Source organism: Proteus faecis (genome assembly GCF_030286765.1).
GTDB lineage: Bacteria > Pseudomonadota > Gammaproteobacteria > Enterobacterales > Enterobacteriaceae > Proteus > Proteus faecis.
In genome coordinates, this window is sequence record NZ_JASVWV010000002.1 from 230284 (window position 1) to 254473 (window position 24190).

At 38.7% G+C, this 24190-nt stretch carries 17 protein-coding genes; 14 read left to right on the forward strand and 3 right to left on the reverse strand.

The features are described from left to right. The first annotated feature begins 1 nt into the window (after position 1). The 9 genes from murD (at position 2) to lpxC (ending at position 9793) form a co-directional block, all read left to right on the forward strand. Entirely contained in the window at positions 2-1312 is a 1311-nt protein-coding gene (gene murD, locus QSH13_RS05090; protein WP_109396909.1) for a UDP-N-acetylmuramoyl-L-alanine--D-glutamate ligase, read from the forward strand. After that, positions 1312-2505, forward strand: coding sequence for a cell division protein FtsW (gene ftsW / locus QSH13_RS05095; protein ID WP_109396908.1), 1194 nt, complete (start codon positions 1312-1314; stop codon positions 2503-2505). The genes murD and ftsW overlap by 1 nt, the downstream gene beginning before the upstream one ends. Continuing rightward, positions 2502-3584 carry an undecaprenyldiphospho-muramoylpentapeptide beta-N-acetylglucosaminyltransferase gene (murG, locus tag QSH13_RS05100; protein ID WP_109396907.1) on the forward strand — a complete coding sequence of 361 codons (1083 nt, stop codon included), beginning with the start codon at positions 2502-2504 and terminating at the stop codon, positions 3582-3584. Before ftsW ends, murG begins: the two co-directional genes overlap by 4 nt. A gap of 41 nt (positions 3585-3625) precedes the next feature. Beyond that, positions 3626-5089, forward strand: a complete 1464-nt coding sequence (gene murC, locus QSH13_RS05105) for a UDP-N-acetylmuramate--L-alanine ligase (RefSeq protein WP_109396906.1) — start codon at positions 3626-3628, stop codon at positions 5087-5089. 5 nt (positions 5090-5094) lie between these two features. Next, a complete protein-coding gene (locus QSH13_RS05110) occupies positions 5095-5451 on the forward strand; it encodes a hypothetical protein (RefSeq protein ID WP_109396905.1) in 357 nt (118 codons plus the stop codon). Between the two features lies 1 nt (position 5452). Next, the gene (gene ftsQ / locus QSH13_RS05115) at positions 5453-6238 is read left to right on the forward strand and encodes a cell division protein FtsQ (protein ID WP_109406621.1); all 786 of its coding nucleotides are present in this window, start codon (positions 5453-5455) and stop codon (positions 6236-6238) included. Positions 6239-6283: 45 nt separating this feature from the next. Next, complete coding sequence (gene ftsA / locus QSH13_RS05120; protein WP_006533748.1) at positions 6284-7540, forward strand: cell division protein FtsA; 1257 nt, start codon at positions 6284-6286, stop codon at positions 7538-7540. Positions 7541-7610: 70 nt separating this feature from the next. Further along, positions 7611-8777: a cell division protein FtsZ gene (gene ftsZ / locus QSH13_RS05125; protein ID WP_072063378.1), complete on the forward strand. Its 1167-nt coding sequence runs from the start codon at positions 7611-7613 to the stop codon at positions 8775-8777. A 98-nt stretch (positions 8778-8875) separates the two neighbouring features. Then, positions 8876-9793, forward strand: a complete 918-nt coding sequence (gene lpxC, locus QSH13_RS05130) for a UDP-3-O-acyl-N-acetylglucosamine deacetylase (protein ID WP_072063495.1) — start codon at positions 8876-8878, stop codon at positions 9791-9793. A gap of 34 nt (positions 9794-9827) precedes the next feature. Here lpxC and QSH13_RS05135 read toward each other — a convergent pair whose 3' ends face one another. Then, the gene (locus QSH13_RS05135) at positions 9828-10343 is read right to left on the reverse strand and encodes a DUF721 domain-containing protein (RefSeq protein ID WP_109396903.1); all 516 of its coding nucleotides are present in this window, start codon (positions 10341-10343) and stop codon (positions 9828-9830) included. 45 nt (positions 10344-10388) lie between these two features. Here QSH13_RS05135 and secM point away from each other — a divergent pair, with 45 nt between their 5' ends. Beyond that, positions 10389-10916, forward strand: coding sequence for a secA translation cis-regulator SecM (gene secM / locus QSH13_RS05140; protein WP_109396902.1), 528 nt, complete (start codon positions 10389-10391; stop codon positions 10914-10916). Positions 10917-11013: 97 nt separating this feature from the next. Beyond that, positions 11014-13722: a preprotein translocase subunit SecA gene (secA, locus tag QSH13_RS05145; protein ID WP_109396901.1), complete on the forward strand. Its 2709-nt coding sequence runs from the start codon at positions 11014-11016 to the stop codon at positions 13720-13722. Between the two features lie 190 nt (positions 13723-13912). On the opposite strand, the gene hpmA is transcribed toward secA, so the two are convergent. Next, positions 13913-18646: a calcium-independent hemolysin HpmA gene (gene hpmA, locus QSH13_RS05150; RefSeq protein ID WP_286038895.1), complete on the reverse strand. Its 4734-nt coding sequence runs from the start codon at positions 18644-18646 to the stop codon at positions 13913-13915. Between the two features lie 33 nt (positions 18647-18679). Next, on the reverse strand, positions 18680-20365 hold the full coding sequence (locus tag QSH13_RS05155; RefSeq protein WP_286038896.1) for a ShlB/FhaC/HecB family hemolysin secretion/activation protein: 1686 nt from the start codon (positions 20363-20365) through the stop codon (positions 18680-18682). Positions 20366-21185: 820 nt separating this feature from the next. On the opposite strand from QSH13_RS05155, the gene tnaC reads away from it, so the two are divergent. The 3 genes from tnaC to QSH13_RS05165 all read left to right on the forward strand — a co-directional run bounded on the left by tnaC (position 21186) and on the right by QSH13_RS05165 (position 24131). Further along, positions 21186-21290 (forward strand): tryptophanase leader peptide, encoded by a 105-nt coding sequence (gene tnaC, locus QSH13_RS18535; protein WP_071788547.1) that lies wholly within the window; start codon positions 21186-21188, stop codon positions 21288-21290. A 114-nt stretch (positions 21291-21404) separates the two neighbouring features. Further along, a complete protein-coding gene (locus QSH13_RS05160; protein ID WP_072063373.1) occupies positions 21405-22808 on the forward strand; it encodes a tryptophanase in 1404 nt (467 codons plus the stop codon). Positions 22809-22880: 72 nt separating this feature from the next. Next, positions 22881-24131 carry an aromatic amino acid transporter gene (locus tag QSH13_RS05165; protein ID WP_286038897.1) on the forward strand — a complete coding sequence of 417 codons (1251 nt, stop codon included), beginning with the start codon at positions 22881-22883 and terminating at the stop codon, positions 24129-24131. Positions 24132-24190: the final 59 nt, after the last annotated feature.

A 24190-nucleotide genomic window follows, 5' to 3' on the forward strand; every position in this document is an offset into this window, starting at 1 on the left:
GATGGCAAATTATCAGGGGAAAAAAGTGGTTGTTGTTGGGCTTGGAATAACAGGCCTTTCCTGCGTTGACTTTTTTATCCGCCAAGGTATTACACCTAAGGTTATTGATACACGCCAAAAACCAGGAGGCTTAGATAAGCTTCCTGTTGACGTTGAATATCATACAGGTAGTTTTCATCAAGCATGGCTTAACGATGCCGATTTAATTATCTCAAGTCCGGGGATTGCACTTTCGACACCTGCACTTGTTGAAGCTGCAAGTCATGGTGTTGAAATTGTTGGTGATATTGAATTGTTTTGTCGTGAAGCCAACGCACCTATTGTAGCAATTACTGGCTCTAACGGTAAAAGTACAGTGACAACACTGGTGGGGGAAATGGCAAGTGCCGATGGTATTCGCGTTGGCGTCGGTGGCAATATCGGTGTCCCAGCTCTGACCTTATTAACCGAGCCTCATGATTTATATGTATTAGAGTTATCGAGTTTTCAACTAGAAACGACTTATAGCTTAAAAGCAGCAGCTGCAACGGTATTAAATATTAGCGAAGATCATATGAATCGCTATCCGTTAGGATTAGAACAATATCGTGAAGCGAAATTGCGTATTTACGATAACGCTAAAACCTGTGTTTATAACGAAGATGATGCATTAACGTTACCTTTAGCGGGTAAAGATAATCGTTGTGTTAGCTTTGGTGTCGGACAAGGTGATTATCAGCTTGATAATATAAATCGCCAGTTAAAAGTGAAAGGTGAAAAAGTCCTTTCAACGGCTGAAATGTATCTTTCGGGACAGCATAATTATACCAATGCATTAGCGGCATTAGCACTTGCTGATGCCGTGGGTATTTCTCGTAAAGCTACAACAGAGGTGCTGAGAACATATCACGGTCTTGCTCATCGTTTTCAACTAGTTTATTCACACCAAAATGTACGTTGGATAAATGACTCGAAAGCCACCAATGTAGGAAGTACAGAAGCGGCATTACGAGGGCTTGAAGTTGAAGGGACATTACATCTTTTATTAGGTGGTGATGGTAAATCGGCTGACTTCACTTCTTTATTGCCTTATATCAGTGGAGATAATATTCGTCTGTACTGTTTTGGACAAGATGGACAAGCATTGGCAAATTTACGACCTGATGTCTCTTTATTAACAGTGACAATGGAAGAAGCCATGCGAGCCTTAGCGCCTACTGTGAAATCAGGAGATATGGTGTTGCTCTCTCCAGCATGTGCAAGCTTAGATCAGTTTAAATGTTTTGAGCAGCGTGGTGATGAATTTGCACGTTTAGCAAGGGAGCTTGGCTGATGAGCATATTCGCAATGCGAAGATTAAAACAGTGGCTAGTGGGCAGTTATCAAACTGAGAATACGGCATTTGTGCCGTATGATCGTACCTTGCTCTGGTTTACTTTCGGATTAGCGGTTGTCGGCTTTGTTATGGTGACATCGGCTTCAATGCCTGTTGGTCAACGTCTCGCAGAAGATCCTTTCTTATTTGCTAAACGTGATGGTATCTATATCGTTGTCGCATTTTTTATTGCGCTAGTTACTATGCGTATCCCAATGGCAATTTGGCAACGTTATAGCAGCTTAATGCTGTTTGGCTCGATACTCCTTTTATTGATGGTATTAGGGGTTGGGAGTTCAGTTAATGGTGCTTCACGTTGGATTGCGGTGGGGCCATTAAATTTCCAGCCAGCTGAATTATCAAAACTTGCACTGTTTTGCTATTTATCGAGCTATTTAGTCCGAAAAGTTGAAGAAGTCAGAAATAACTTTTGGGGTTTCTGTAAGCCGATGGGGGTGATGTTAGTATTGGCTGTCTTATTGTTATTACAGCCAGATTTAGGAACCGTTGTGGTTTTATTCGTAACAACATTAGCACTGCTATTTTTAGCCGGTGCTAAAATTTGGCAGTTTTTAGCGATTATCGGTTCAGGCATTGCAGCTGTTGTTATGTTGATTATTGTTGAACCTTACCGTGTTCGACGTATTACTTCTTTCTTAGAACCTTGGGAAGATCCATTTGGTAGCGGTTATCAGCTTACACAATCTCTAATGGCATTTGGCCGTGGCGATTTACTTGGACAAGGTTTAGGAAACTCAGTACAAAAACTAGAGTATTTACCTGAGGCGCATACCGACTTTATTTTCTCTATTCTTGCTGAAGAACTTGGTTATATCGGTGTGGTTTTGGTGCTTTTAATGGTATTCTTCATCGCTTTTCGCGCGATGCAAATTGGACGACGTGCGCTGATCCTCGATCAACGTTTTTCAGGCTTTTTAGCTTGTTCTATTGGGATCTGGTTTACATTCCAATCATTGGTCAATGTAGGTGCAGCAGCAGGCATGTTGCCAACAAAGGGATTAACCCTTCCTCTTATTAGTTACGGTGGTTCGAGCTTGATTATTATGTCAACCGCCATCGTGATGTTATTACGAATTGATTATGAAACACGTCTAGCACAAGCTCAGGCGTTTGTAAGGAGCCCGAAATGAGCGAGCGTAGACGCCGTCTAATGGTTATGGCTGGTGGTACTGGAGGACATGTATTCCCAGGACTGGCTGTTGCTCATTATCTACAATCTCAAGGTTGGGAAATCCGATGGTTAGGAACCGCGGATAGAATGGAAGCCGATTTAGTACCTAAACATGGTATTGAAATTGAATTTATTCGTATCTCAGGTTTACGTGGTAAAGGTATCAAAGCGTTAATCGTAGCCCCTATTCGTATTATTAAAGCGATTTTTCAAGCTCGTTCTATTATGAAACGTTATCAGCCCGATGCTGTGCTTGGTATGGGAGGGTACGTTTCAGGTCCCGGTGGCGTTGCTGCTTGGATGTGTGGGATACCTGTTATTTTGCATGAACAAAATGGTATCGCTGGATTAACTAATCGCTGGCTCTCAAAAATTGCGAAACGCGTATTACAGGCTTTTCCGGGCGCATTTCCTAATGCGCCAGTGGTTGGAAACCCTGTTCGTGAAGATGTGTTGGCACTTGAAGCACCTTCAGTTCGATTAAATGAGAGAACAGGGCCTATCCGTGTATTGATTATTGGTGGTAGCCAAGGCGCTAGAATTTTAAATCACACCTTACCCATAGTTGCAGGTTTACTAGGTGAACATGTTACAATCTGGCATCAAGCAGGAAAAGGTGGCGAAAGTGATACAAAAACACGCTATCAGAATGAATTAGCAAAAAATTCAGTTAAATCTGAATATAAAGTTACTGAATTTATTGATGATATAGCGCAAGCTTACCAATGGGCTGATGTTGTTGTATGTCGTTCCGGTGCATTAACAGTTAGCGAAATTGCCGCAGCGGGATTACCCGCTATTTTTGTTCCTTTCCAGCACAAAGATAGACAGCAATATTGGAATGCACTGCCGCTAGAAAAAGCGGGTGCCGCTCGAATTATCGAACAGAATGATTTAACTCCAGAAGTCATTGCTCAAACCCTGAAAAATTGGGATAGAAAAACCTTATTAGCGATGGCAGAAAAAGCAAAAAGTGTTGCGATTACGGATGCCACAGAGCGTGTAGCAAATGTAATAATCGAAGTGGCAAAAAAATAAACGTAACTTGTAACCATTAACTTAGAGTGAAGAAGTAAATAGTGAATACACAACAACTGGCAAAATTAAGATCGTTTGTGCCTGAAATGAGAAAAGTTAAGCATATTCACTTTATCGGCATCGGTGGTGCGGGTATGGGGGGAATTGCCGAAGTGTTGGCTAACGAAGGCTATGAAATCAGCGGTTCTGATTTAGCTCCAAACGTTGTCACACAACAGCTCGTTGCCTTAGGCGCGACAGTCTATTTTAATCATCGCCCTGAAAATATTCGTGGCGCAAGTGTTGTTGTGGTTTCGACAGCAATCAGTGCTGAAAACCCTGAGATTATTGCCGCAAGAGAAGCACGTATCCCCGTTATTCGTCGTGCTGAAATGTTGGCTGAATTAATGCGTTATCGTCATGGTGTAGCGATTGCCGGAACACATGGTAAAACCACAACAACAGCAATGATTTCAAATATTTATGCGCAGGCAGGTTTAGATCCTACTTTTGTTAATGGTGGGCTTGTTAAATCGGCTGGCACACATGCTCGTTTAGGTTGCAGTCGTTATTTAATTGCTGAAGCTGATGAAAGCGATGCATCGTTTTTACATTTACAACCTATGGTTGCGGTCGTTACCAATATCGAAGCAGACCATATGGACACATATCACGGTAATTTTGACAATCTAAAAGAGACATTTATTACCTTTTTGCACAATCTACCGTTCTATGGTCGTGCAGTGATGTGTCTGGATGACGATGTCATTCGTTCGATTATTCCTAAAGTGGGTCGCTATATTACGACTTATGGCTTTAGTGAAGATGCTGATGTTCGTATTACGCATTATGAACAAAAAGGTGCTCAGGGCTTTTTCACGATTTCTCGTGAAGGTATGCCAGATTTACACGTTGTATTAAATGCACCTGGTCGCCATAACGCATTGAATGCGACAGCTGCGGTCGCTGTAGCAACAGAAGAAGGTATTGCTGACGAAGATATTTTAGCCGCATTACTTAACTTCCAAGGGACTGGACGTCGTTTTGACTTCTTGGGTAACTATGGGCTTGAGCATGTTAATGGTCAAGAAGGTGAAGTGATGCTAGTGGATGATTATGGTCATCATCCAACAGAAGTTGATGCAACGATTAAAGCCGCGAGAGCAGGATGGCCAGATAAACGTCTAGTGATGATTTTCCAACCTCATCGCTATACACGTACTCGTGATTTATATGAAGACTTTGCCACTGTTCTCAATCAGGTTGATATTTTATTATTAACAGATGTTTATTCTGCAGGAGAAGCACCTATTGCAGGGGCTGATAGTCGCTCACTTTGTCGGACCATTCGCCAACGTGGAAAGCTAGATCCTATATGGGTTTCTGATGTGTCGAATATTTCGTCAATATTAGCGGGTGTATTAACAGATAATGATCTTGTGTTAGTTCAAGGTGCTGGAAATATTGGTAAAATAGCGCGTCGCTTAGCCGATACGAAATTACAGCCATCTTTCAGCGAGGATTAAGGCGGATGTTTGAGCAAGTGAACATCATTTATAGTGAAACAGTCCATAAAGTCGCTGTAATGATGGTGTGTTATGAGGAAAATAACACGATATTAGCGAAAAAAATGATCGAGAATTCGCTTGCTCAAATCTGTGTTGAGAAGAAATTTCAGTTAAAAAGTAAGAAAAACGAAGAAAAATTCGCAATTTCTTCTTTTAAAGTAAATAATTCTCAACAGATTGAACAATTTAGTGATTTAATTATCAAACCTAAAAGTGTTCATAAAGTATATATATGTGGGAAAAATATTAATCGCTGGAATATCGGACAAAAGGATGGGCGATTCTCTTGTTTAAACGTTGCTCAGGAGTTAGTGGGTTAATATGTCACAAGCAGCGCTAAATATAAAAGAACACAAAGAGAAGCAACATTCTGACAGACCGAGTAATGGTACTTATTTATCAGGATTAATCTTTTTCTTATGTGTGATTGCCACCATCGTTTGGGGTGGGATACAAGTGGTTAATTGGATGAAAGACGCAGACCGTCTACCAATTTCAAAACTTGTATTAACGGGTGAACGGCATTACACAACGAATGATGATGTGCGTCAGGCCATTTTATCTTTAGGACAGCCGGGCACATTTATGACACAGGATGTGAATATCATTCAGCAAAAAATTGAACGTATGCCATGGATTAGGCTAGTCACTGTTCGTAAACAGTGGCCTGATGAACTTAAAATCCATCTGGTAGAATATGTTCCCTTTACCCGCTGGAATGATACTTACTTTCTTGATAAAGAAGGGCGCGTTTTCAGTCTGCCAACTCAGTTGGAAAACAAAGGAAGCTATCCTTTGTTATACGGCCCTCAAGGAAGTGAAAAAATGGTGTTATCAGGTTATATAGCAATGAGAGATCAGCTTCTTGCAAATAACCTGCATTTAAAAGCAGCGTCAATGTCTGCCCGTCAAGGATGGCAATTAGTTTTAGACAATGATGTTCGATTGGAGTTAGGACGTAAGGATAACGAAAAACGGATCGCTCGCTTTATTGAGTTGTATCCGATACTGCAACAACAAACAGATAAACGTGTTGATTACGTAGATCTGCGTTATGACAGCGGTGGTGCAGTCGGATGGGCTCCTTTATTACTTGAGAATGAATAAACAAGACGTGGCAGATGACACGATGACGGCGAAGGCAGAACAATAATGATCAAAGCGACGGACAGAAAATTAGTAGTTGGTCTTGAGATTGGTACGGCCAAAGTAGCCACCCTTGTCGGTGAGATCCTGCCTGATGGTGTAGTGAATATTATCGGGGTGGGAAGTTGTCCATCTCGGGGCATGGATAAAGGTGGCGTTAATGATCTCGAATCTGTCGTAAAATGTGTGCAACGGGCGGTAGATCAGGCTGAGTTGATGGCTGACTGTCAAATATCTTCAGTGTATTTGGCGTTATCAGGCAAACACATCAGTTGCCAAAATGAGATTGGTATGGTGCCAATCTCAGAAGAAGAAGTGACTCAAGATGATGTTGATAGCGTGGTTCATACCGCGAAATCAGTCAAAGTAAAAGATGAACACCGTGTTTTACACGTTATACCGCAAGAGTATGCCATTGATTATCAAGAAGGGATCAAGAACCCAGTTGGATTATCGGGCGTGCGTATGCAGGCTAAAGTTCATTTAATTACCTGCCATAACGATATGGCAAAGAATATTGTAAAAGCAGTTGAACGCTGTGGGTTAAAGGTGGATCAGCTGATTTTTGCAGGACTCGCTTCAAGTTTCGCTGTATTAACAGAAGATGAACGTGAATTAGGTGTATGTGTTGTTGATATTGGTGGCGGTACGATGGATATCGCTATTTATACCGGTGGCGCATTAAGACATACCCGCGTTATTCCTTATGCAGGCAATGTTGTAACCAGTGATATCGCCTATGCGTTTGGCACTCCGCCAAATGATGCTGAAGCTATCAAAGTTCGCCATGGCTGTGCATTAGGTTCTTTAGTTGGTAAAGATGAGAATGTCGAAGTTCCAAGTGTCGGAGGTAGACCACCAAGAAGTCTGCAACGACAAACTCTTGCTGAGGTGATTGAGCCTCGTTATACCGAACTGCTCAATCTTGTTAATGAAGAGATTTTAAAAGTTCAAGAACAGTTACGCCAGCAAGGGATTAAGCATCATTTAGCCGCAGGTATTGTGCTAACAGGTGGTGCTGCACAGATTGATGGACTTGTTGAATGTGCTCAACGTGTTTTCCACACGCAAGTACGGATCGGTAAACCGTTAAATATTACCGGGCTAACAGATTATGCGCAGGATCCCTACTATTCAACAGCGGTTGGGCTTTTGCATTACGGTAAAGAGTCTCACTTTGGTGAGGAAACTGAAACCGAGAAACGCTCTGCTGTCAGTGGTTTATTTAAAAAACTTACTGGTTGGCTAAAAAGAGAGTTTTAATAATCAGACAAATTTTAAAAGAGGTCGTTTGAGCAAGCGACCCTGAGAAGGCACAAAACGGAGAGAAATTATGTTTGAACCTATGGAATTAACCAACGATGCGGTGATCAAAGTCATCGGCGTTGGTGGCGGCGGCGGTAATGCGGTTGAGCACATGGTTCGTGAACGTATTGAAGGCGTAGATTTCTTTGCAGTCAATACGGATGCTCAAGCGCTACGTAAAACAGCGGTCGGACAGACTATTCAAATTGGTAATGCCATTACGAAAGGCTTAGGTGCAGGTGCAAATCCTGAAGTAGGCCGTAATGCTGCTGAGGAAGATCGCGAAGGGTTGCGTGCAGCACTTGAAGGTGCCGATATGGTCTTTATCGCAGCGGGTATGGGCGGTGGTACTGGTACTGGTGCTGCGCCTGTTGTTGCAGAAGTGGCTAAAGAATTAGGTATTTTGACGGTTGCTGTGGTGACTAAGCCTTTTAATTTTGAAGGCAAAAAACGCATGGCATTTGCTGAGCAAGGTATTACTGAGTTATCAAAACACGTTGACTCATTAATCACTATTCCAAATGACAAATTATTAAAAGTACTTGGTCGTGGAATTTCATTATTAGATGCGTTCGGCGCAGCTAATGATGTATTAAAAGGCGCCGTTCAAGGTATCGCTGAGCTAATTACTCGCCCTGGTTTAATGAACGTTGACTTTGCTGACGTAAGAACTGTGATGTCTGAAATGGGTTATGCCATGATGGGCTCGGGTGCTGCGAAAGGTGAAGATCGTGCTGAAGAAGCCGCAGAGATGGCGATTTCAAGCCCATTATTGGAAGATATCGACTTATCTGGCGCACGTGGTGTATTAGTCAACATCACAGCAGGTTTTGATTTACGTCTTGATGAATTTGAAACAGTGGGTAATACCATTCGTGCATTTGCATCAGATAATGCGACTGTGGTTATCGGTACATCCCTTGACCCAGAAATGAATGATGAATTGCGTGTTACTGTTGTTGCAACAGGTATTGGCATGGATAAACGTCCAGAAATTACCTTGGTAACTAATAAACAGAATCAGCAAAGCGCAATGGAGAATCGTTACCAGCAAATGCAAAACAGCATGTCTTCTTTCTCTTCCGTAGAAGAAAGTAAGCCTGCTGCTAAAGCCGTTAACGAACAATCTACTCAGTCAAACAAAGAACCGGATTATTTAGATATCCCTGCGTTCTTGAGAAAACAGGCTGATTAATCGCCAAAAAGATTGGCATCTCCGCTTTTTGTGCTAAACTGTCCTGCCAATTATAAGTATAATGATTGGTAGGACGGATAACATTGCGAGATAAAATGATGATCAAACAACGGACATTAAAACGAATTGTACAAGCAACTGGTGTGGGACTTCACACGGGTAAAAAAGTTACGCTTACAATGCGTCCGGCGCCAGCAAACACTGGGGTCATCTACCGTCGTACTGACTTAAATCCACCGGTGGATTTTCCAGCAGACGCAAAATCAGTTCGTGACACTATGTTATGTACTTGCTTAGTTAACGAAGACGATGTGCGTATATCAACCGTTGAGCATTTAAACGCAGCACTGGCTGGTTTAGGCATTGATAATATTGTAATTGAAGTGAATGCACCTGAAATCCCAATTATGGATGGAAGTGCGGCACCTTTTGTTTTCTTGTTACTTGATGCAGGTATCGAAGAACTTCGTACGGCGAAGAAATTCATTCGCATCAAAGAAACTGTACGTGTAGAAGATGGTGATAAATGGGCAGAAATGCGCCCATACAATGGGTTTAAACTAGATTTTACTATCGATTTTAATCACCCAGCCATTGATTCAAGTACACAGCGTTATAAATTAGATTTCTCCGCTGAATCTTTTATGAGCCAAATTAGCCGTGCTCGTACTTTTGGATTTATGCGTGATATCGAATATTTACAATCTAAAGGATTGTGTTTAGGCGGAAGCTTCGATTGTGCAATCGTAGTTGATGACTATCGAGTTCTCAACGATGATGGTCTGCGTTTTGAAGATGAGTTCGTTCGTCACAAAATGTTGGATGCAATCGGTGATTTATTTATGTGTGGCTATAACATTATCGGTGAATTCACCGCGTTTAAATCAGGTCACGCACTAAACAATAAATTGCTTCAAGCTGTATTAGCAAAAGAATCTGCATGGGAATTTGTTACATTTGAAGACGAAGCGCAAATGCCAGTAGCCTTCAAAGCTCCCTCAATGGTCTTTGCTTAATTCCTGTGAAGGAAAGCACATTAATTATCTCTAATTAATGTTCATCTTTGGCTGTACTTGTACTCTCTCCGGCAAGTGCAGCCAACCGTTCTAATTTCTCTCTTAATTTCTTCGGGCTTTTCTCTGCTAAATACTTTAATGATTGCGCGCTTTCTAAACTTAAGTGACGTCTTTTGGTCGGCTCTTGCTCTTTTAATGATGATATTAAAGATCTTTTTTCTGGTTTTATGCCTAAAGAAGGATTTATTTTGATGTCTATTGAAGATAAGGATGGTAAAATTTCTTGTCTCAATGCGGAAAGTAATGAAGGGCTTTCATAACGTAAGCGAGTTAACCAACTTGCGTTTGCAACTTCAATAATTAAAATAGCATTGCGGTAATTGGCGACACGGCATTTATCTCGTAAAGGAATAGGTAAAAGAGCCATGACGGCGCGATTTAATTTTAGTAAAATCGTTGCACGCTGTTGTATAAGTTGTAATGTACTCTTGTTGGAACCTTCAAGTTCAATGAAGATTTTTTCCAATGATTGTGGGTAACTATCCCGCATAGATTTTGACTCCACAAAATAAAGATTAATGAGCAACGAAGGTTAATGAGCATTATAAGTTTTTGGCGACAGTTTGGCAGGCGATATTTTTGGTCGCATCTGCTTTTAGGGATGGTAGCAGCAGGTATTGGAATACCTTCGCTGTTGTCTGCTCATGCCGAGAATCCACAGCAAACTGATACCCCTTCATCTCAAAACCGTCAAAGTCAGGCGCTTATTGCGTTTGATAACTTATTCTTACGCCAAAGTGTACAGAATCCTGCATCATCATTCACCTTTAATTACTGGCAACAACACGCTGTAAAAAATGTAATTAAACAGCTCTCTTTTGCATTCACCATTAATTCGCCGGAATTGATGGTGAAAGCCAAAGATGAACCGTTACCTGTTTCTAATGTTGCAGCGGTTATGCTTGATACGCTGTATGCCTTATTAACAGAGACTCCATCATCTGCATTAAGTAACCTTCCTCTTTCTGGCTATGTTTTAGTACAGAATACAAATTCCTATCATACCGGCTTATGGCTTGCACAAATCCGCGGTATTCGTGCAGGGCCTTACCTAACAGCTTAATTGGGTCACTTAATCTAATAAGATTATGATTATCTCTGTTTATATAGATACAGAGGCTTTTTTCGGCGTTTCACGCCATAAATGAGAATAAAGATTTATGTTAGGTAAAATTGTAACCAAAATTTTTGGTAGTCGTAATGATCGTACAATCCGTCGTATGCGAAAAGTTGTTAATGAAATTAATAAACTAGAGCCTGAGTTTGAAAAACTGACTGACGTTGAACTAAAAGCAAAAACAAATGAATTTCGTGAGCGTTTAAAAAACGGTGAAAAAGAAGAAGATATTTTACCTGAAGCATTTGCCACTGTTCGTGAAGCAAGTAAGCGCGTCTTTGGTATGCGCCATTTCGATGTGCAGTTAATTGGTGGTATGGTTCTAAATGAGCGTTGTATCGCAGAAATGCGTACAGGTGAAGGTAAAACATTAACTGCAACATTACCTGCATACTTAAATGCACTATCAGGTAAAGGGGTTCACGTTGTTACCGTCAATGACTATCTGGCACAGCGTGACGCCGAAAATAACCGTCCTCTGTTTGAATTCTTAGGTTTAAGCGTCGGTATCAACTTGCCAAATATGGCGCCACCAGTAAAACGTGAAGCTTATAATGCTGATATTACTTATGGTACGAACAATGAATTCGGTTTCGACTACCTACGTGACAACATGGCATTTAGTCCTCAAGAGCGTGTTCAACGTAAATTACACTATGCATTAGTGGATGAGGTTGACTCAATCTTAATCGATGAAGCACGTACACCACTGATCATATCAGGTCCAGCAGAAGACAGTTCTGAACTTTATATCCAAATGAATAAAGTGATCCCTCACTTGATTCCTCAAGAAAAAGAAGATTCAGATACTTTCCAAGGTGAAGGTGATTATTCTGTTGATGAAAAAACACGTCAAGTGAATATCACTGAACGCGGCCTGGTTAAAATCGAAGGGTTATTAGCAGATGCAGGTATGATGAAAGAAGGGGAGTCTTTATACTCACCAGCTAATATTATGCTCATGCACCATGTGACAGCCGCATTGCGTGCTCATGCACTGTTTACTAAAGATGTTGACTACATCGTTAAAGATGGCGAAGTGATCATTGTTGACGAACATACGGGTCGTACAATGCAAGGCCGTCGTTGGTCTGATGGTTTACACCAAGCAGTTGAAGCTAAAGAAGGTGTGAAGATCCAAAATGAGAACCAGACATTAGCGTCAATCACATTCCAAAACTATTTCCGCTTATACGAAAAATTAGCAGGGATGACGGGTACTGCGGACACTGAAGCGTTTGAATTTAACTCTATCTATCGCTTAGAAACAATTGTTATCCCAACTAACCGTCCAATGGTGCGTAAAGATCTCCCTGACTTAGTTTATATGAATGAGCAAGGTAAATTTGCGGCCATTATTGAAGATATTCGTGAACGTACTAAAAATGGTCAACCTGTTCTTGTCGGTACTATTTCAATTGAAAAATCAGAAGAGATTTCTAAAGCACTGACTAAAGCGAATGTTCACCATAACGTGCTGAATGCGAAATTCCACGCAATGGAAGCGGATATTATTGCTAATGCAGGTTTACCTTCAGCGGTAACTATCGCAACTAACATGGCGGGTCGTGGTACTGATATCGTGTTAGGAGGGAGTTGGCAAACTGAAGTAGCTAAACTTGAAGAGCCAACTGAAGAGCAAATCGAAGAAATCAAAGCTAAATGGAAAGAGCGCCATGATGCAGTATTAGCATCAGGTGGTTTACATATTATTGGTACTGAACGTCACGAATCTCGTCGTATTGATAACCAGTTACGTGGACGTGCGGGGCGTCAAGGGGATGAAGGTTCATCTCGTTTCTATTTATCTATGGAAGACTCCCTAATGCGTATTTTTGCTTCAGATAAAGTGTCTGGCATGATGCGTAAATTAGGTATGAATGAAACAGAAGCGATTGAGCACCCATGGGTAACCAAAGCAATTGCAAACGCACAGCGTAAAGTAGAAAACCGCAACTTTGATATTCGTAAACAACTACTCGAATATGATGATGTGGCCAATGACCAACGTCGTGCAATTTATACTCAGCGTAATGAATTATTGGATGTTGCAGATGTAAGCGAAACTATCGATAGCATTCGTCAAGATGTCTTCACTTCAATGATTGATAACTATATTCCACCTCAATCACTGGAAGAAATGTGGGATATTGAAGGTTTAACGGCATGTCTACAAAAAGACTTTGATTTAAATCTACCAATCAAAGAGTGGTTAGATAAAGAGCCTGAATTACACGAAGAAACATTACGTGAGCGTATTTTAGAAAAATCTATTGAAGTCTATAAAGCGAAAGAAGAGATCGTCAGTGCTGAAATGATGCGTAACTTTGAAAAAGGCGTGATGTTACAAACGCTGGATTCACTGTGGAAAGAGCACTTAGCAGCAATGGATTATTTACGTCAAGGTATCCATTTACGTGGTTACGCACAAAAAGATCCAAAACAAGAGTACAAACGTGAATCGTTCGCTATGTTTGCTAATATGTTAGAATCACTGAAATATGAAGTGATTAGCACATTAAGCAAAGTACAAGTTCGTTTACCTGAAGAAGTTGAAGAGTTAGAACGCCGTCGTCGTGAAGAAGCAGAGCGTTTAGCTAAACAGCAACAATTAAGCCATGAAGTGACAAAAGAGTCTCAAATGTCAGCAGTAGATGGTCAAGTTGCTGCAGGTAAAAAAGTTGGTCGTAATGAACCATGCCCTTGTGGATCAGGTAAGAAATTTAAGCATTGTCATGGTCAGTTAGGTTAATTTATTTATCCTGATAACAAGTGTGTAATGCACCGATTAAAAAGATCCACTTAGTCATAAGTGGGTCTTTTTTGTTTTACAGAACGTATTCTGTTTTTCATTTTGAAATTGATCTATAAAACCCGCTTATTGTGATAATAAGCGGGTTTGGTTTACAAAAGAATAGGCATTACTCTTTTATGGGAGGCTATTATTTTTCAGAAATAGACGATTTTGTATTTACTGTTTCATTAACTTTAACAGGTGATTTTAATGATAGGTCACCACCTGCAAGTTGTTTCACTAAATCAACCGCAGATGATTTCAGATCAAGATCTGCGCCTGCTTCATATTGATGGCCTTCAATATTGTTTAATTGAACGTTGCTACCGCCTAAATCAACCTGACCTTGCTCACTTTTAATTTCAGAACCTGTCAGTTTGGTTGTACCATTTACATTCAATGAAATATCATTTTTGCTTGTTAAGGTTGTGGTTTGGTTAACCGCATCATTATCAATATGAGAAACTTTAATATCCGCGTTCGCCGTATGGCCTTCAGCGCCTGTTACGATATTTTTGATACTATTGCCTACAGTACCAACGCCTTTATCAATTTTAGCTTTTGTTTCTCCACTGATACCGGTTTTATCTGCGATAGTGGAAGAAAGTGAATTGTATTTATCAGAGATAACATCAGTTGCAGATTTAATACCTGAATCAATAGTTTCTTTGATAGTGTCTTCTAATAGTGATCCACCTGCTTCGGCTGTTTTATTAACTTGGCTAGATTTAGGATCATTGTTGTGGTTGTAACCAATATTTACATCAACATTAACGTGACGATCGCTGTCTTTTTGACTTGTTACGGTAAAGTCACCGCCCACATTACCCGTTATATTATCTGCAGAAACATTTGCACCAGAAAGATCGAGATTTTTGTCACTATTTATTGCTAGTGAGCCAGTTTTTACTGAAGCATTTTGGTGTGTGGATTTCTGTTGATCTTCAACGTTGACTAAAACTTTGCCACCAATATCATGGATAGAGGTCGTTGGGTTTTCTTCAGTCACTTCTTTTGGCGTCGTATTAGTTTGTTTGCCATTTAAAGAGATATCTGTACCCCAATTATTTTTGTAATCCGTGGATTGTGCTGATGTCAGTGTGGTGTCACCAGATTGAGAAGTTAATTGCGTATCTTTGCTATTAACTTTAGTCCCTTGAAGATTAACTGAGCTACCGTTAATGGTTAAATTGCCTTGATTAGCAATGGTTCCACCGTCACGAGAGACTGTTTTCTCATCTTGTTTACCAATAGCAAACTCAGCGCCACCTAACCCATTGATAGAAGATGATTTATCTTCCGTTTTTTGACCGAATCCCGCTTGTAATCCACCGGATAAGTTCTTACCTGTTTCAGTACGTTGAGATTCTGCTGCTTGGAAATCAACTTTATTAGTTGCAGTCAGAACAACATCATTTTCACTGGTTAAATGAGTTCCTTGTAAACTCAGATTATGACCTGAATTTAACTCAATACCTTGAGAGCCATTTACTGAACCAGCTTTCGCTGTTGTCTGATCTTTTTGATGATTTGCACCACCTGCGTTAAAGCCACCACCATAATCTTTACTGTCTGGTGTTGTACCTACTTTCAGGTTTGCACTGCCATTTACATTATGTTGATTTTCAGAATGAGTATCTGTTGCTTGTGCAAGCGTTAGATCCCCGCCAGCATTAATGACAGTTTTACCATCTTGTGCATCAAACTTAGTGCCTTCATAATGTGCATCTTCATGTACATTAATATTGATATTGCCGGTGGAGTTAAATTGGCTACCATTAGCTTTTGTTGTGGTTAGACTTGTATCAGAGGTTTTACCTTCACCTTTAATTGCAACAGTAATGTCGTTGCCAGTTTTTGTGCTGACTCCAACTTGACCACCCCCCGTTGTTTCATGGAAGGACTCTTGGTGTTTATTTTGTGCCGCTTCACTGCGGTGAGTGTTAGCCGTTAGTGCAATATCACCTTGAGTCGATTGATAATGCGTACCTTGGTCATGTAACGTTTTATTACTGTCAGTATTAATTTTACCCGCAGTAATTGATGTTGAAACCGCTTGGCTATCGCTTTGTGATTTCTGGCTACCGCCACCTTTGATACCAACCTCAACACCTACATTAGGTGATTCTAAGTTACTTAAATTAGCAAGATTACTAATGGCATCTTTAGCGGTGATTTTTTTATCTAAATCCGTATTATTCTCTGGTTTTGTGGTATCAATTCCGCCTTCTACAGCTTTCTTAATTGGTTGAGTTACACCACTGTAATCAAGATTAACACCCACATCGACACCGATGTTTAAGGTATCTGTTTTCGATGTTGCACTATCATTTGCAGCAAGGTGATTGATATTTTCACCTGATTCTTTATATGCACCGTCAACTTTGTGTGATGCACCTTGATGCGTCACATCATTGTTTGCAGTAATGGTTAAATCACCTGCAACTTGAGTTTCGCTACCTTTATTTTTGGTGATCTCAGTTGTTGTATGTTGTTTGTCATACTGGAAATCAGCTTTACTACCGATTTTATCAACACCACCAGTATAGCTAAAACCACCTGAAATGGTTCTATCTGTACTCTCTGTTTCTTTTTTGTTTTCTGTTGAAACAAAAGCAACATTGTCACCAGAGACAGTGGCATTACCTGCGGTTGTTTTTAAATCAGAGCCGGCAAAAGTGACATCTTTATCCGCTTGAACTTTAACACTACTACCACTAATAGCAGATCCTACTTGTTCAGTTTCAGTGCTATTATTTTTATTGGATGTATGAGTAATATGAAAACCTGCGCTATATTGTTTGTCTTCAACTTCTTTAGCGTGACCGGTGATCTCTAATGATGTTTTTTCATCATTGATTTTTGTGGTTTGTTGTGCAGATTTAACGTTGATGTCACCTAAAGACTCAATACCTAACTCGTTGGCACTTTTTATTAAGCTACCAATTACATTAACATCTTTGCCACTGACCACAGTTAACGTTGCATCAGAAACCAATTCACTACCAGTTGAATGCTGTTGATTAGTTTCATTCTTGTGGGAATTTTTAGTGATGTTAAATGCAGTGCCTGTACGTTCATCTGTTTTAGTGATGGTTTCGCTAATCGCATTATCAATAACAACATCACCTTGAGTCGTTTTAACAAAAGCACCTTGGCTGCCTTTGACTTGGCTACCTGTGACTTTGACACTGTTATCTGCTGCAAGTAACAGTTGTCCATCGGCCGTTAATTGTGTTGAATGGCTGACTTCTTGTTTGTTGTTATTGTTCTTATTATTACCCCCGCCGATACCACCCCAAACAACATGATTGTCGGTGACGGTTTTATCATTGTTGGTATTTTGCACATTAAGATTGATATTCTCTTTAGCATTAATGACAACATTTTCATTGGAATGTAAGTTTGCACCTTGAGTAGTAACAGAACCTTCAGCATTTAATCCCAGCGTTTTACCTGCGGTCAATTCACTCGCTTTTAAAGTTTCTGTTTGATGACTATTGTTCCAGCTACCTGTCTCTAAACGAGAGGTATGATTACGTTTATAGCCATTTTCACTGCGACTTTCTTTCTCAATCAACCCATTGATATTGATATCTTTATTGGCATTAATTGCTAGTGTGTTACCTGCATTAACTTTGGAACCTTCAAGTGTTACATCACCTTTGGTTGCCGTTAATGTTGCACTATTTTTGGCATCAATATGGCTACCAACTTGTTGTACTAGTTCTTTTTCTTTAGTGACATCATATTGCCAAGAATAGAACCAACGATTGTCAGTATCTGTCTCTTTTTGCTGTAACTGTTTGCCATCAACTGTTAAATGTGCACCTTGTAATAAAATATCATCACCCATTAAATCAGAGGCTTTGATTTGGTTTTTATTATCAGCGACCAAAGTGATATTTTTACCTTTTAACTCTGTTTTTGTCAGAGTCTGGCTAGAACCACTGTTATTAACAGCAATACCGCCACGGTAATTTTGATAGTTTTCACTACCATCTTTGTCGTAACTGTCATAACGAACTTGGCTATCCGTTTGAATATTATCCGCTCTAACACTTAATTCGTTATCAGCAACAAATTTACCTGTTAATTTAACCCCACTCCCTTCTGCGGTATTAATAATACGGATACGACCAGATTGCATACTTCCAAAGAAATAACTATCTAAAGCAGACGTGGGTTTTTGTGATGAAAGAATATCAAAACGTTGAGAGAACGTATTTTGACCTGTTAATGCAGAAATCTCAGCTGCGGTTATTTTACCTCGGCTATCAATGCGAGGTGCAATTAAATCTAAAAGACTAGGGGCATGTAATCCATTTTTACCAATAGAAAGTAAATTTGTATTATTAAGCGTGCTATAACCTTTTAATTCACCATTTTCAAACAGTGGATTACCTACAACCAAAGAAGAGCGACTGGTATTGATAAAACCGCATCCATCACAGGTAATACCATTTGGGTTAGAAAGTACATATTCAGCAGCTATACCAAAAACTTCTTGCTGACCTAATAAGAATGAAGGGTTACGACTAACAACTTCGTTTAAAATCAAAGAAGCTGCTTGTCCATTTAAGTTACTGTTAGCATTTAGCTGTCCAGCAAGTTGTGATTGTCCAGCCTCTAAAGCGTTGTTAAAAACAGCGCCTGGTTTACCTACATTAAAGTCTTGATATTGGTTATGAGAGATACCTTCGTTATTTGGTGTAACGATATTAATGACTTGAGTACCACCATTAACTGATGAAACATTTGGTCCTTGATTGCCCGCATCAGGAACAATACCGCCAGCATATGCATTTAGTGATACGAAAATAATCGCTAAAGATGCAGCAAGCCTACCCGAAGGAGATAGCTTAAAGTTTTTTGATTTCATAGAGTTTTCTCCGTTTATTGCTATGAGTTTGAATCAAAATAAATACGAAAATCTAACTAATACTTGAGTAGGGTCTTTGGTTTTATTGGAATTCGGTTGGTTGTAAAGAAAATGCCCTTTGGCGATTTCAATATCGAACTGTGCTTTTTTATATTGGAGGTTTAAGCCCGAACTTAGGCCATAGCCACTATGCCATCCTTCATAGTTACCATGTTGTTGAACACGGCCAGCATCAAGACCAATTCGAGGGGTGATTGAGAATGTGTTTATCCGATAAGGATAAGAAAGTGTATTGCGCAAATAGCCACCGTTATCACCAGAAAGTGTGCTTTGGTCAAAGCCTCGAATTGCATTTTTGTCTGTTAAACTAAGCCATTCCACACCGGGTAAGGTGTCAGGGCTATATTGACCAAAGAAGGTGCTATTAAATAAAAATGTAGAATTCGATATAGCAAAACGATGTTGCCAATTGGCAAAAAGCTTCACTTTTGTAAAGCGATAGTCATTACCATTGCTATTAGCAACACGAGGTGATTCATCTGCACCAAACCAACTAATAGCTTTCTCAGCACTTAAATTAACGCTGATGACACCATTTGGAATAATATGTAAATGGTTGATACCTAGCTCTACGGTTGTAAGTGCAGGGCTACTTAGATCAAGGCGGATCTGGCTGAAATAGTTACGTATCCGCTTATGTGTTACCTGCATATTTAAGGTATCAATCTGTTTTTGACTACGATAAAAAGCGTAATCTCCCCTTAAACCAACTTGTGTGGTATCACCAGATAGACGTACGGTACGTGTTTGTAATGCTTGATGAAACTCATACTCGGAATAGCTACCAAAAGAACTGAATGTTAATGCGCCGTAAGGTAAAGAATAGAGTAGGGTGTAAGCACGATTAAAACGTGTATTGGGATTATCCGTAGTAATGCTAGCGTTTAAGCTAACAAAATCAGATAACCCTAATGGGCTGTCTAAGCTTGCATTCGTTCGAACTAACCAGCGTCCTGAATTTTTTTGTCCATAATTATCACTCGAAATATTTAGGTGCCATGGTTCTTGTCGCTGATTGGTGAGTTGAATAATGGAGCCGCCTAATAGCGTACCAGGCAATATATCTAGTTTAACTTTATTCGACTGTAAGCGGTTTGCTTGATCAAGCCCTTGATCCAATATTGAAAGTTTAAGAGGCTCTCCTTCAACATGAGGAAAAAGTAAAGCGGTGTTAACGCCTCGATCGCCACCTTCTATTTTTTCAATAAAACCTTCAATAACATACAACCCAAGTTGTTGTTCTTGATTCGGGCGTAAAAATTGAATTCTGGCAGTGATATAACCATGTTGAAGATAACGTTGAGTTAACTCTTTGACTAAACGATTAATGTCAGCACTTTTTATACATTGCTCTGGTAATGGTGTTAAGGAATCAAGATCTTTTCCATCAAGTAAAGTAATTCCTTGAATATAAACTCCATTAATAGGTAAACAATGTTCTGATTCAGTAATAAGTGTGGGGGAAGGTGAAACCTCTAATGTATTTTCTTGAAGTTGTTGATAGCGATTTTGTTCAATAAGTTGATTTATTTCACGCTGGCTATCTTGTAATGCGCGCCGCGATTCTCCCATCGAGCCTAAATAACCGGTATCATTTGCAGCTAATCCACTGGTTGAAAATCCACTTAATAGTGTTAATAAAATAACTTTTTTTCTCATTTTACCTCAATATAAAGGTATTAATTCAAATGTAAATAATATTGCTTAAATATAGAAAGATAATAATTAATATTTTTATATTATCGTTAATTTTAGAATAATAAATACTGGGTACTCTCAATATGAAAAGAAATTAAAAATAGATGAAATAAAGATAAATTTTTATCTCTTTCGATATTAAATAGCGACATAACTAAAATGATTGATACCCAGAATAACATTACTTAAACAAATGATTCATTTAAATGGTACCTAGTGTATTGATTTTCATAGTTATAATCTTCTGTGTTATTTTCCTTGTTGCTTAAACTATCATCAATTCAGCTATGTTAATTAAAGTTTTTCCATTTTTTATGAGGAGAAGATCAATAATGAGAGGAGATTCGAAGATATAAAAAAGCAAAGTGCTAATTAGCTTTTCATTTGTTGTTTATAAGTTTATTAATGTTTTATTTTGGAATGAATATTTCATAAACTATTATTTCATTTTAATGAATAAAATGGAGGGTTAAAAGGTTAGGGTTTTATTGTTAAATTATTAATCATGATAAAAGTTATGGTTATTTTAGTATCGCTTTTATTCTGTAAAAATGAAATATAAATACATGTATTGCCACTTAGTTTTATCAATGAAAGTTTAAATTATAAAAAATAGTTTATTAAGAATTTAAATAAGTGATAGTGATCACGTTAATATATAATTTATTATAAATAGTGTGATTGTTATCCAAAATATATGATTGTTATATTACTCATTGCGTTTAACTGTTATATAAATTAGGGTGTAAATTGTACTATTTCCTGACGATAAGGGTTAAGTATGTTCTCATCATTTAATGTTTTGATAATATTAAGAGGTTTCTTCAGATTGAAGAAATGGTTTAATATTGATTCTGAACTCGCCTTCTTCTTCCCTGAAAAATAATCCTTTTTTATATCCATCCAAAATAATTTAGTTCTCTTTTTCCATTTTATTCAAATGGGAAGACTATTTTATTTATTCTAATTTTATTATTTAATTTATATTAAAGGTATTATCATGGCTAAAAGAATCGTAGAACCATTCCGTATTAAAATGGTAGAAAAAATCCGAGTTCCTTCAAGAGAAGAACGTGAAGCGGCATTAAAAGAAGCTGGATATAACCCATTTTTATTACCAAGTCATGCTGTTTATATCGATTTATTAACAGACTCTGGCACGAATGCAATGAGTGATCACCAATGGGCAGCAATGCTAACAGGTGATGAAGCTTATGCCGGTTCAAGAAATTATTATGATTTAAAAGATAAAGCCAAAGAGTTATTTAATTACGATTATATTATTCCAGCTCACCAAGGGCGTGGTGCTGAAAATATTCTTTTCCCTGTATTATTAAAATATAAACAAAAAGATGGAAAAGCGAAAAATCCTGTATTTATTTCTAATTTCCATTTTGACACAACAGCAGCACACGTTGAATTAAATGGCTGTAAAGCCATTAATATTGTGACTGAAAAAGCATTTGATTCAGAAACCTATGATGATTGGAAAGGCAATTTTGATATTGCTAAATTAAAAGAAAATATTGCTAAACATGGTGCTGATAATGTTGTTGCCATTGTTTCAACAGTGACCTGTAATAGTGCTGGTGGTCAGCCTGTTTCAATGGATAATTTAAGAGAAGTTTACGAAATTGCAAAACAACACGGTATTTTTGTTGTTATGGATTCAGCGCGTTATTGTGAAAATGCGTATTTCATCAAACAGCGTGATCCTAAATATAAAAATGCGACCATAAAAGAAATTATTTTAGATATGTATAAATATGCTGACGCATTAACAATGTCAGCGAAGAAAGATCCATTGTTAAATATCGGTGGTTTAGTCTCTATTCGTGATAATGAAGAAGTATTCACATTAGCAAGACAGCGCTGTGTGCCAATGGAAGGCTTTGTTACCTATGGTGGTTTAGCTGGTCGTGATATGGCTGCAATGGTACAAGGTTTAGAGGAAGGTACTGAAGAAGAATATCTACACTATCGTATTGGTCAGGTTCAATATCTGGGTGATCGTTTACGTGAAGCTGGTATTCCAATTCAATATCCTACTGGCGGGCATGCTGTTTTCGTTGACTGTAAAAAACTAGTGCCACATATTCCTGGTGATCAATTCCCAGCTCAAGCTGTAATTAACGCACTTTACTTAGAATCTGGTGTCCGTGCCGTTGAAATCGGTTCGTTCTTATTAGGTCGTGATCCTGCAACGGGTGAACAAAAACATGCAGATATGGAATTTATGCGCCTAACCATTGCGCGTCGCGTCTATACCAACGACCATATGGATTATATAGCTGATGCACTTATCGGCTTAAAAGAGAAGTTTAAAACGCTTAAAGGTCTTGAGTTCGAATATGAACCACCTGTATTAAGACACTTTACTGCTAGATTAAAACCAATCAAATAAATAATACTCCACAATAATAATGGCTCTCGTGCAATGCGAGAGCCCTATCCTTATTTCAGTAAGGACTAAAAAATGGAAAATAAGTCGGTAAAGAAAGAACCCTCAATTATTGTAGGGGGATTTGTGTTGGGTGGCGCCATGATTGGCGCAGGAATGTTTAGCCTACCAACAATAATGTCTGGTGCTTGGTTTATTAACTCACTCTTTATATTATTTATTGTCTGTTTCTTTATGTTTCATTCTGGAATTTATATTCTTGAATGTATATCTAAATATGGAGCAGGAACAAACTACTTCCATATATCGAAAGAGTTATTACCTAAATGGGCGTGTTATCTCGCGAATGCCTCTTTGATATTTGTATTGTATATATTAATTTATGCTTATATTTCTGCTGCGGGTTCAGTTATTTATGAAGCGTCATCATTATATGGGCTAAATCTAAACCTTAGAGTGATATTCTTTGTATTTACCATAGCACTTGGAGCAACAATATGGTGGGGAGGGGCTTGTGCTAGCCGTTTAACCTCTATATTTTTATTTATTAAGATTATTCTATTCGTATTAGCATTCTCGGGTTTATTCTTTAAAGCGAGAGGTGATTTATTATTTACTGCAACCTTTGAAGGTAAAAGCCAATTATATCTTTATCCTTTTATTTTTATCATCATTCCTTATGCTATAACTTCTTTTGGTTATCATGGTAATGTCTGTAGTTTGTATAAGCTTTATCATGAAAATGAAAGAAAAGTTGTAAAAAGTTGTATTATTGGTTGTGTATTAGCACTGGTGATTTATTTACTTTGGATGATTGGTACCATGGGGAATTTACCTCGTGATCAATTTATTACCATAATCCAAAAGGGCGGTAACTTAGATGCCTTTATTGATTCTTTATACACCGTATTAAATAGTAAATATATTGAAGGCTTTTTATTATGGTTTTCTATTAGTGCTGTATTTTGTTCATTTTTAGGGGTAGCGATTGGTCTATTTGACTATATTTTAGCATCACTAAAATTCGAAGATAACAAAACAGGGCGCTTAAAATCTGGCGTTTTATGCTTCACTCCGCCTTTACTATTATGTTTACTTTTCCCTAATGGCTTCTTAATTGCGATTGCTTACGCAGGAACCGCAGCATGTGTATGGGCAATTATTTGTCCAGCAGTTATGGCGCTGAAGGCCCGCGAAGAATTTCCCAATTCAGGCTTTAAAGTGTGGGGAGGAAAAGGATTAATTTATTCTGTTATCGCTTTTGGTGCCGTAGGAATTATTTGCCAAACACTAGCACAGTTTGGTTTGTTGCCTATTTATCGTTAATTAATCGAGATAGTCAGGGAAAGAAAACCAGAGTAGCACCGTTGGATATGCGTTATAAT

Coding starts and splice junctions, on each gene's coding strand:
- QSH13_RS05155 (WP_286038896.1), bottom strand. CDS start 20,365: ATGAGAAAAAAAGTTATTTTATTAACACTATTAAGTGGATTTTCAACC.
- ftsQ (WP_109406621.1), top strand. CDS start 5,453: ATGTCACAAGCAGCGCTAAATATAAAAGAACACAAAGAGAAGCAACAT.
- ftsW (WP_109396908.1), top strand. CDS start 1,312: ATGAGCATATTCGCAATGCGAAGATTAAAACAGTGGCTAGTGGGCAGT.
- QSH13_RS05165 (WP_286038897.1), top strand. CDS start 22,881: ATGGAAAATAAGTCGGTAAAGAAAGAACCCTCAATTATTGTAGGGGGA.
- QSH13_RS05135 (WP_109396903.1), bottom strand. CDS start 10,343: ATGCGGGATAGTTACCCACAATCATTGGAAAAAATCTTCATTGAACTT.
- ftsA (WP_006533748.1), top strand. CDS start 6,284: ATGATCAAAGCGACGGACAGAAAATTAGTAGTTGGTCTTGAGATTGGT.
- QSH13_RS05160 (WP_072063373.1), top strand. CDS start 21,405: ATGGCTAAAAGAATCGTAGAACCATTCCGTATTAAAATGGTAGAAAAA.
- ftsZ (WP_072063378.1), top strand. CDS start 7,611: ATGTTTGAACCTATGGAATTAACCAACGATGCGGTGATCAAAGTCATC.
- QSH13_RS05110 (WP_109396905.1), top strand. CDS start 5,095: ATGTTTGAGCAAGTGAACATCATTTATAGTGAAACAGTCCATAAAGTC.
- lpxC (WP_072063495.1), top strand. CDS start 8,876: ATGATCAAACAACGGACATTAAAACGAATTGTACAAGCAACTGGTGTG.
- hpmA (WP_286038895.1), bottom strand. CDS start 18,646: ATGAAATCAAAAAACTTTAAGCTATCTCCTTCGGGTAGGCTTGCTGCA.
- murD (WP_109396909.1), top strand. CDS start 2: ATGGCAAATTATCAGGGGAAAAAAGTGGTTGTTGTTGGGCTTGGAATA.
- murG (WP_109396907.1), top strand. CDS start 2,502: ATGAGCGAGCGTAGACGCCGTCTAATGGTTATGGCTGGTGGTACTGGA.
- secM (WP_109396902.1), top strand. CDS start 10,389: ATGAGCATTATAAGTTTTTGGCGACAGTTTGGCAGGCGATATTTTTGG.
- tnaC (WP_071788547.1), top strand. CDS start 21,186: ATGTTCTCATCATTTAATGTTTTGATAATATTAAGAGGTTTCTTCAGA.
- secA (WP_109396901.1), top strand. CDS start 11,014: ATGTTAGGTAAAATTGTAACCAAAATTTTTGGTAGTCGTAATGATCGT.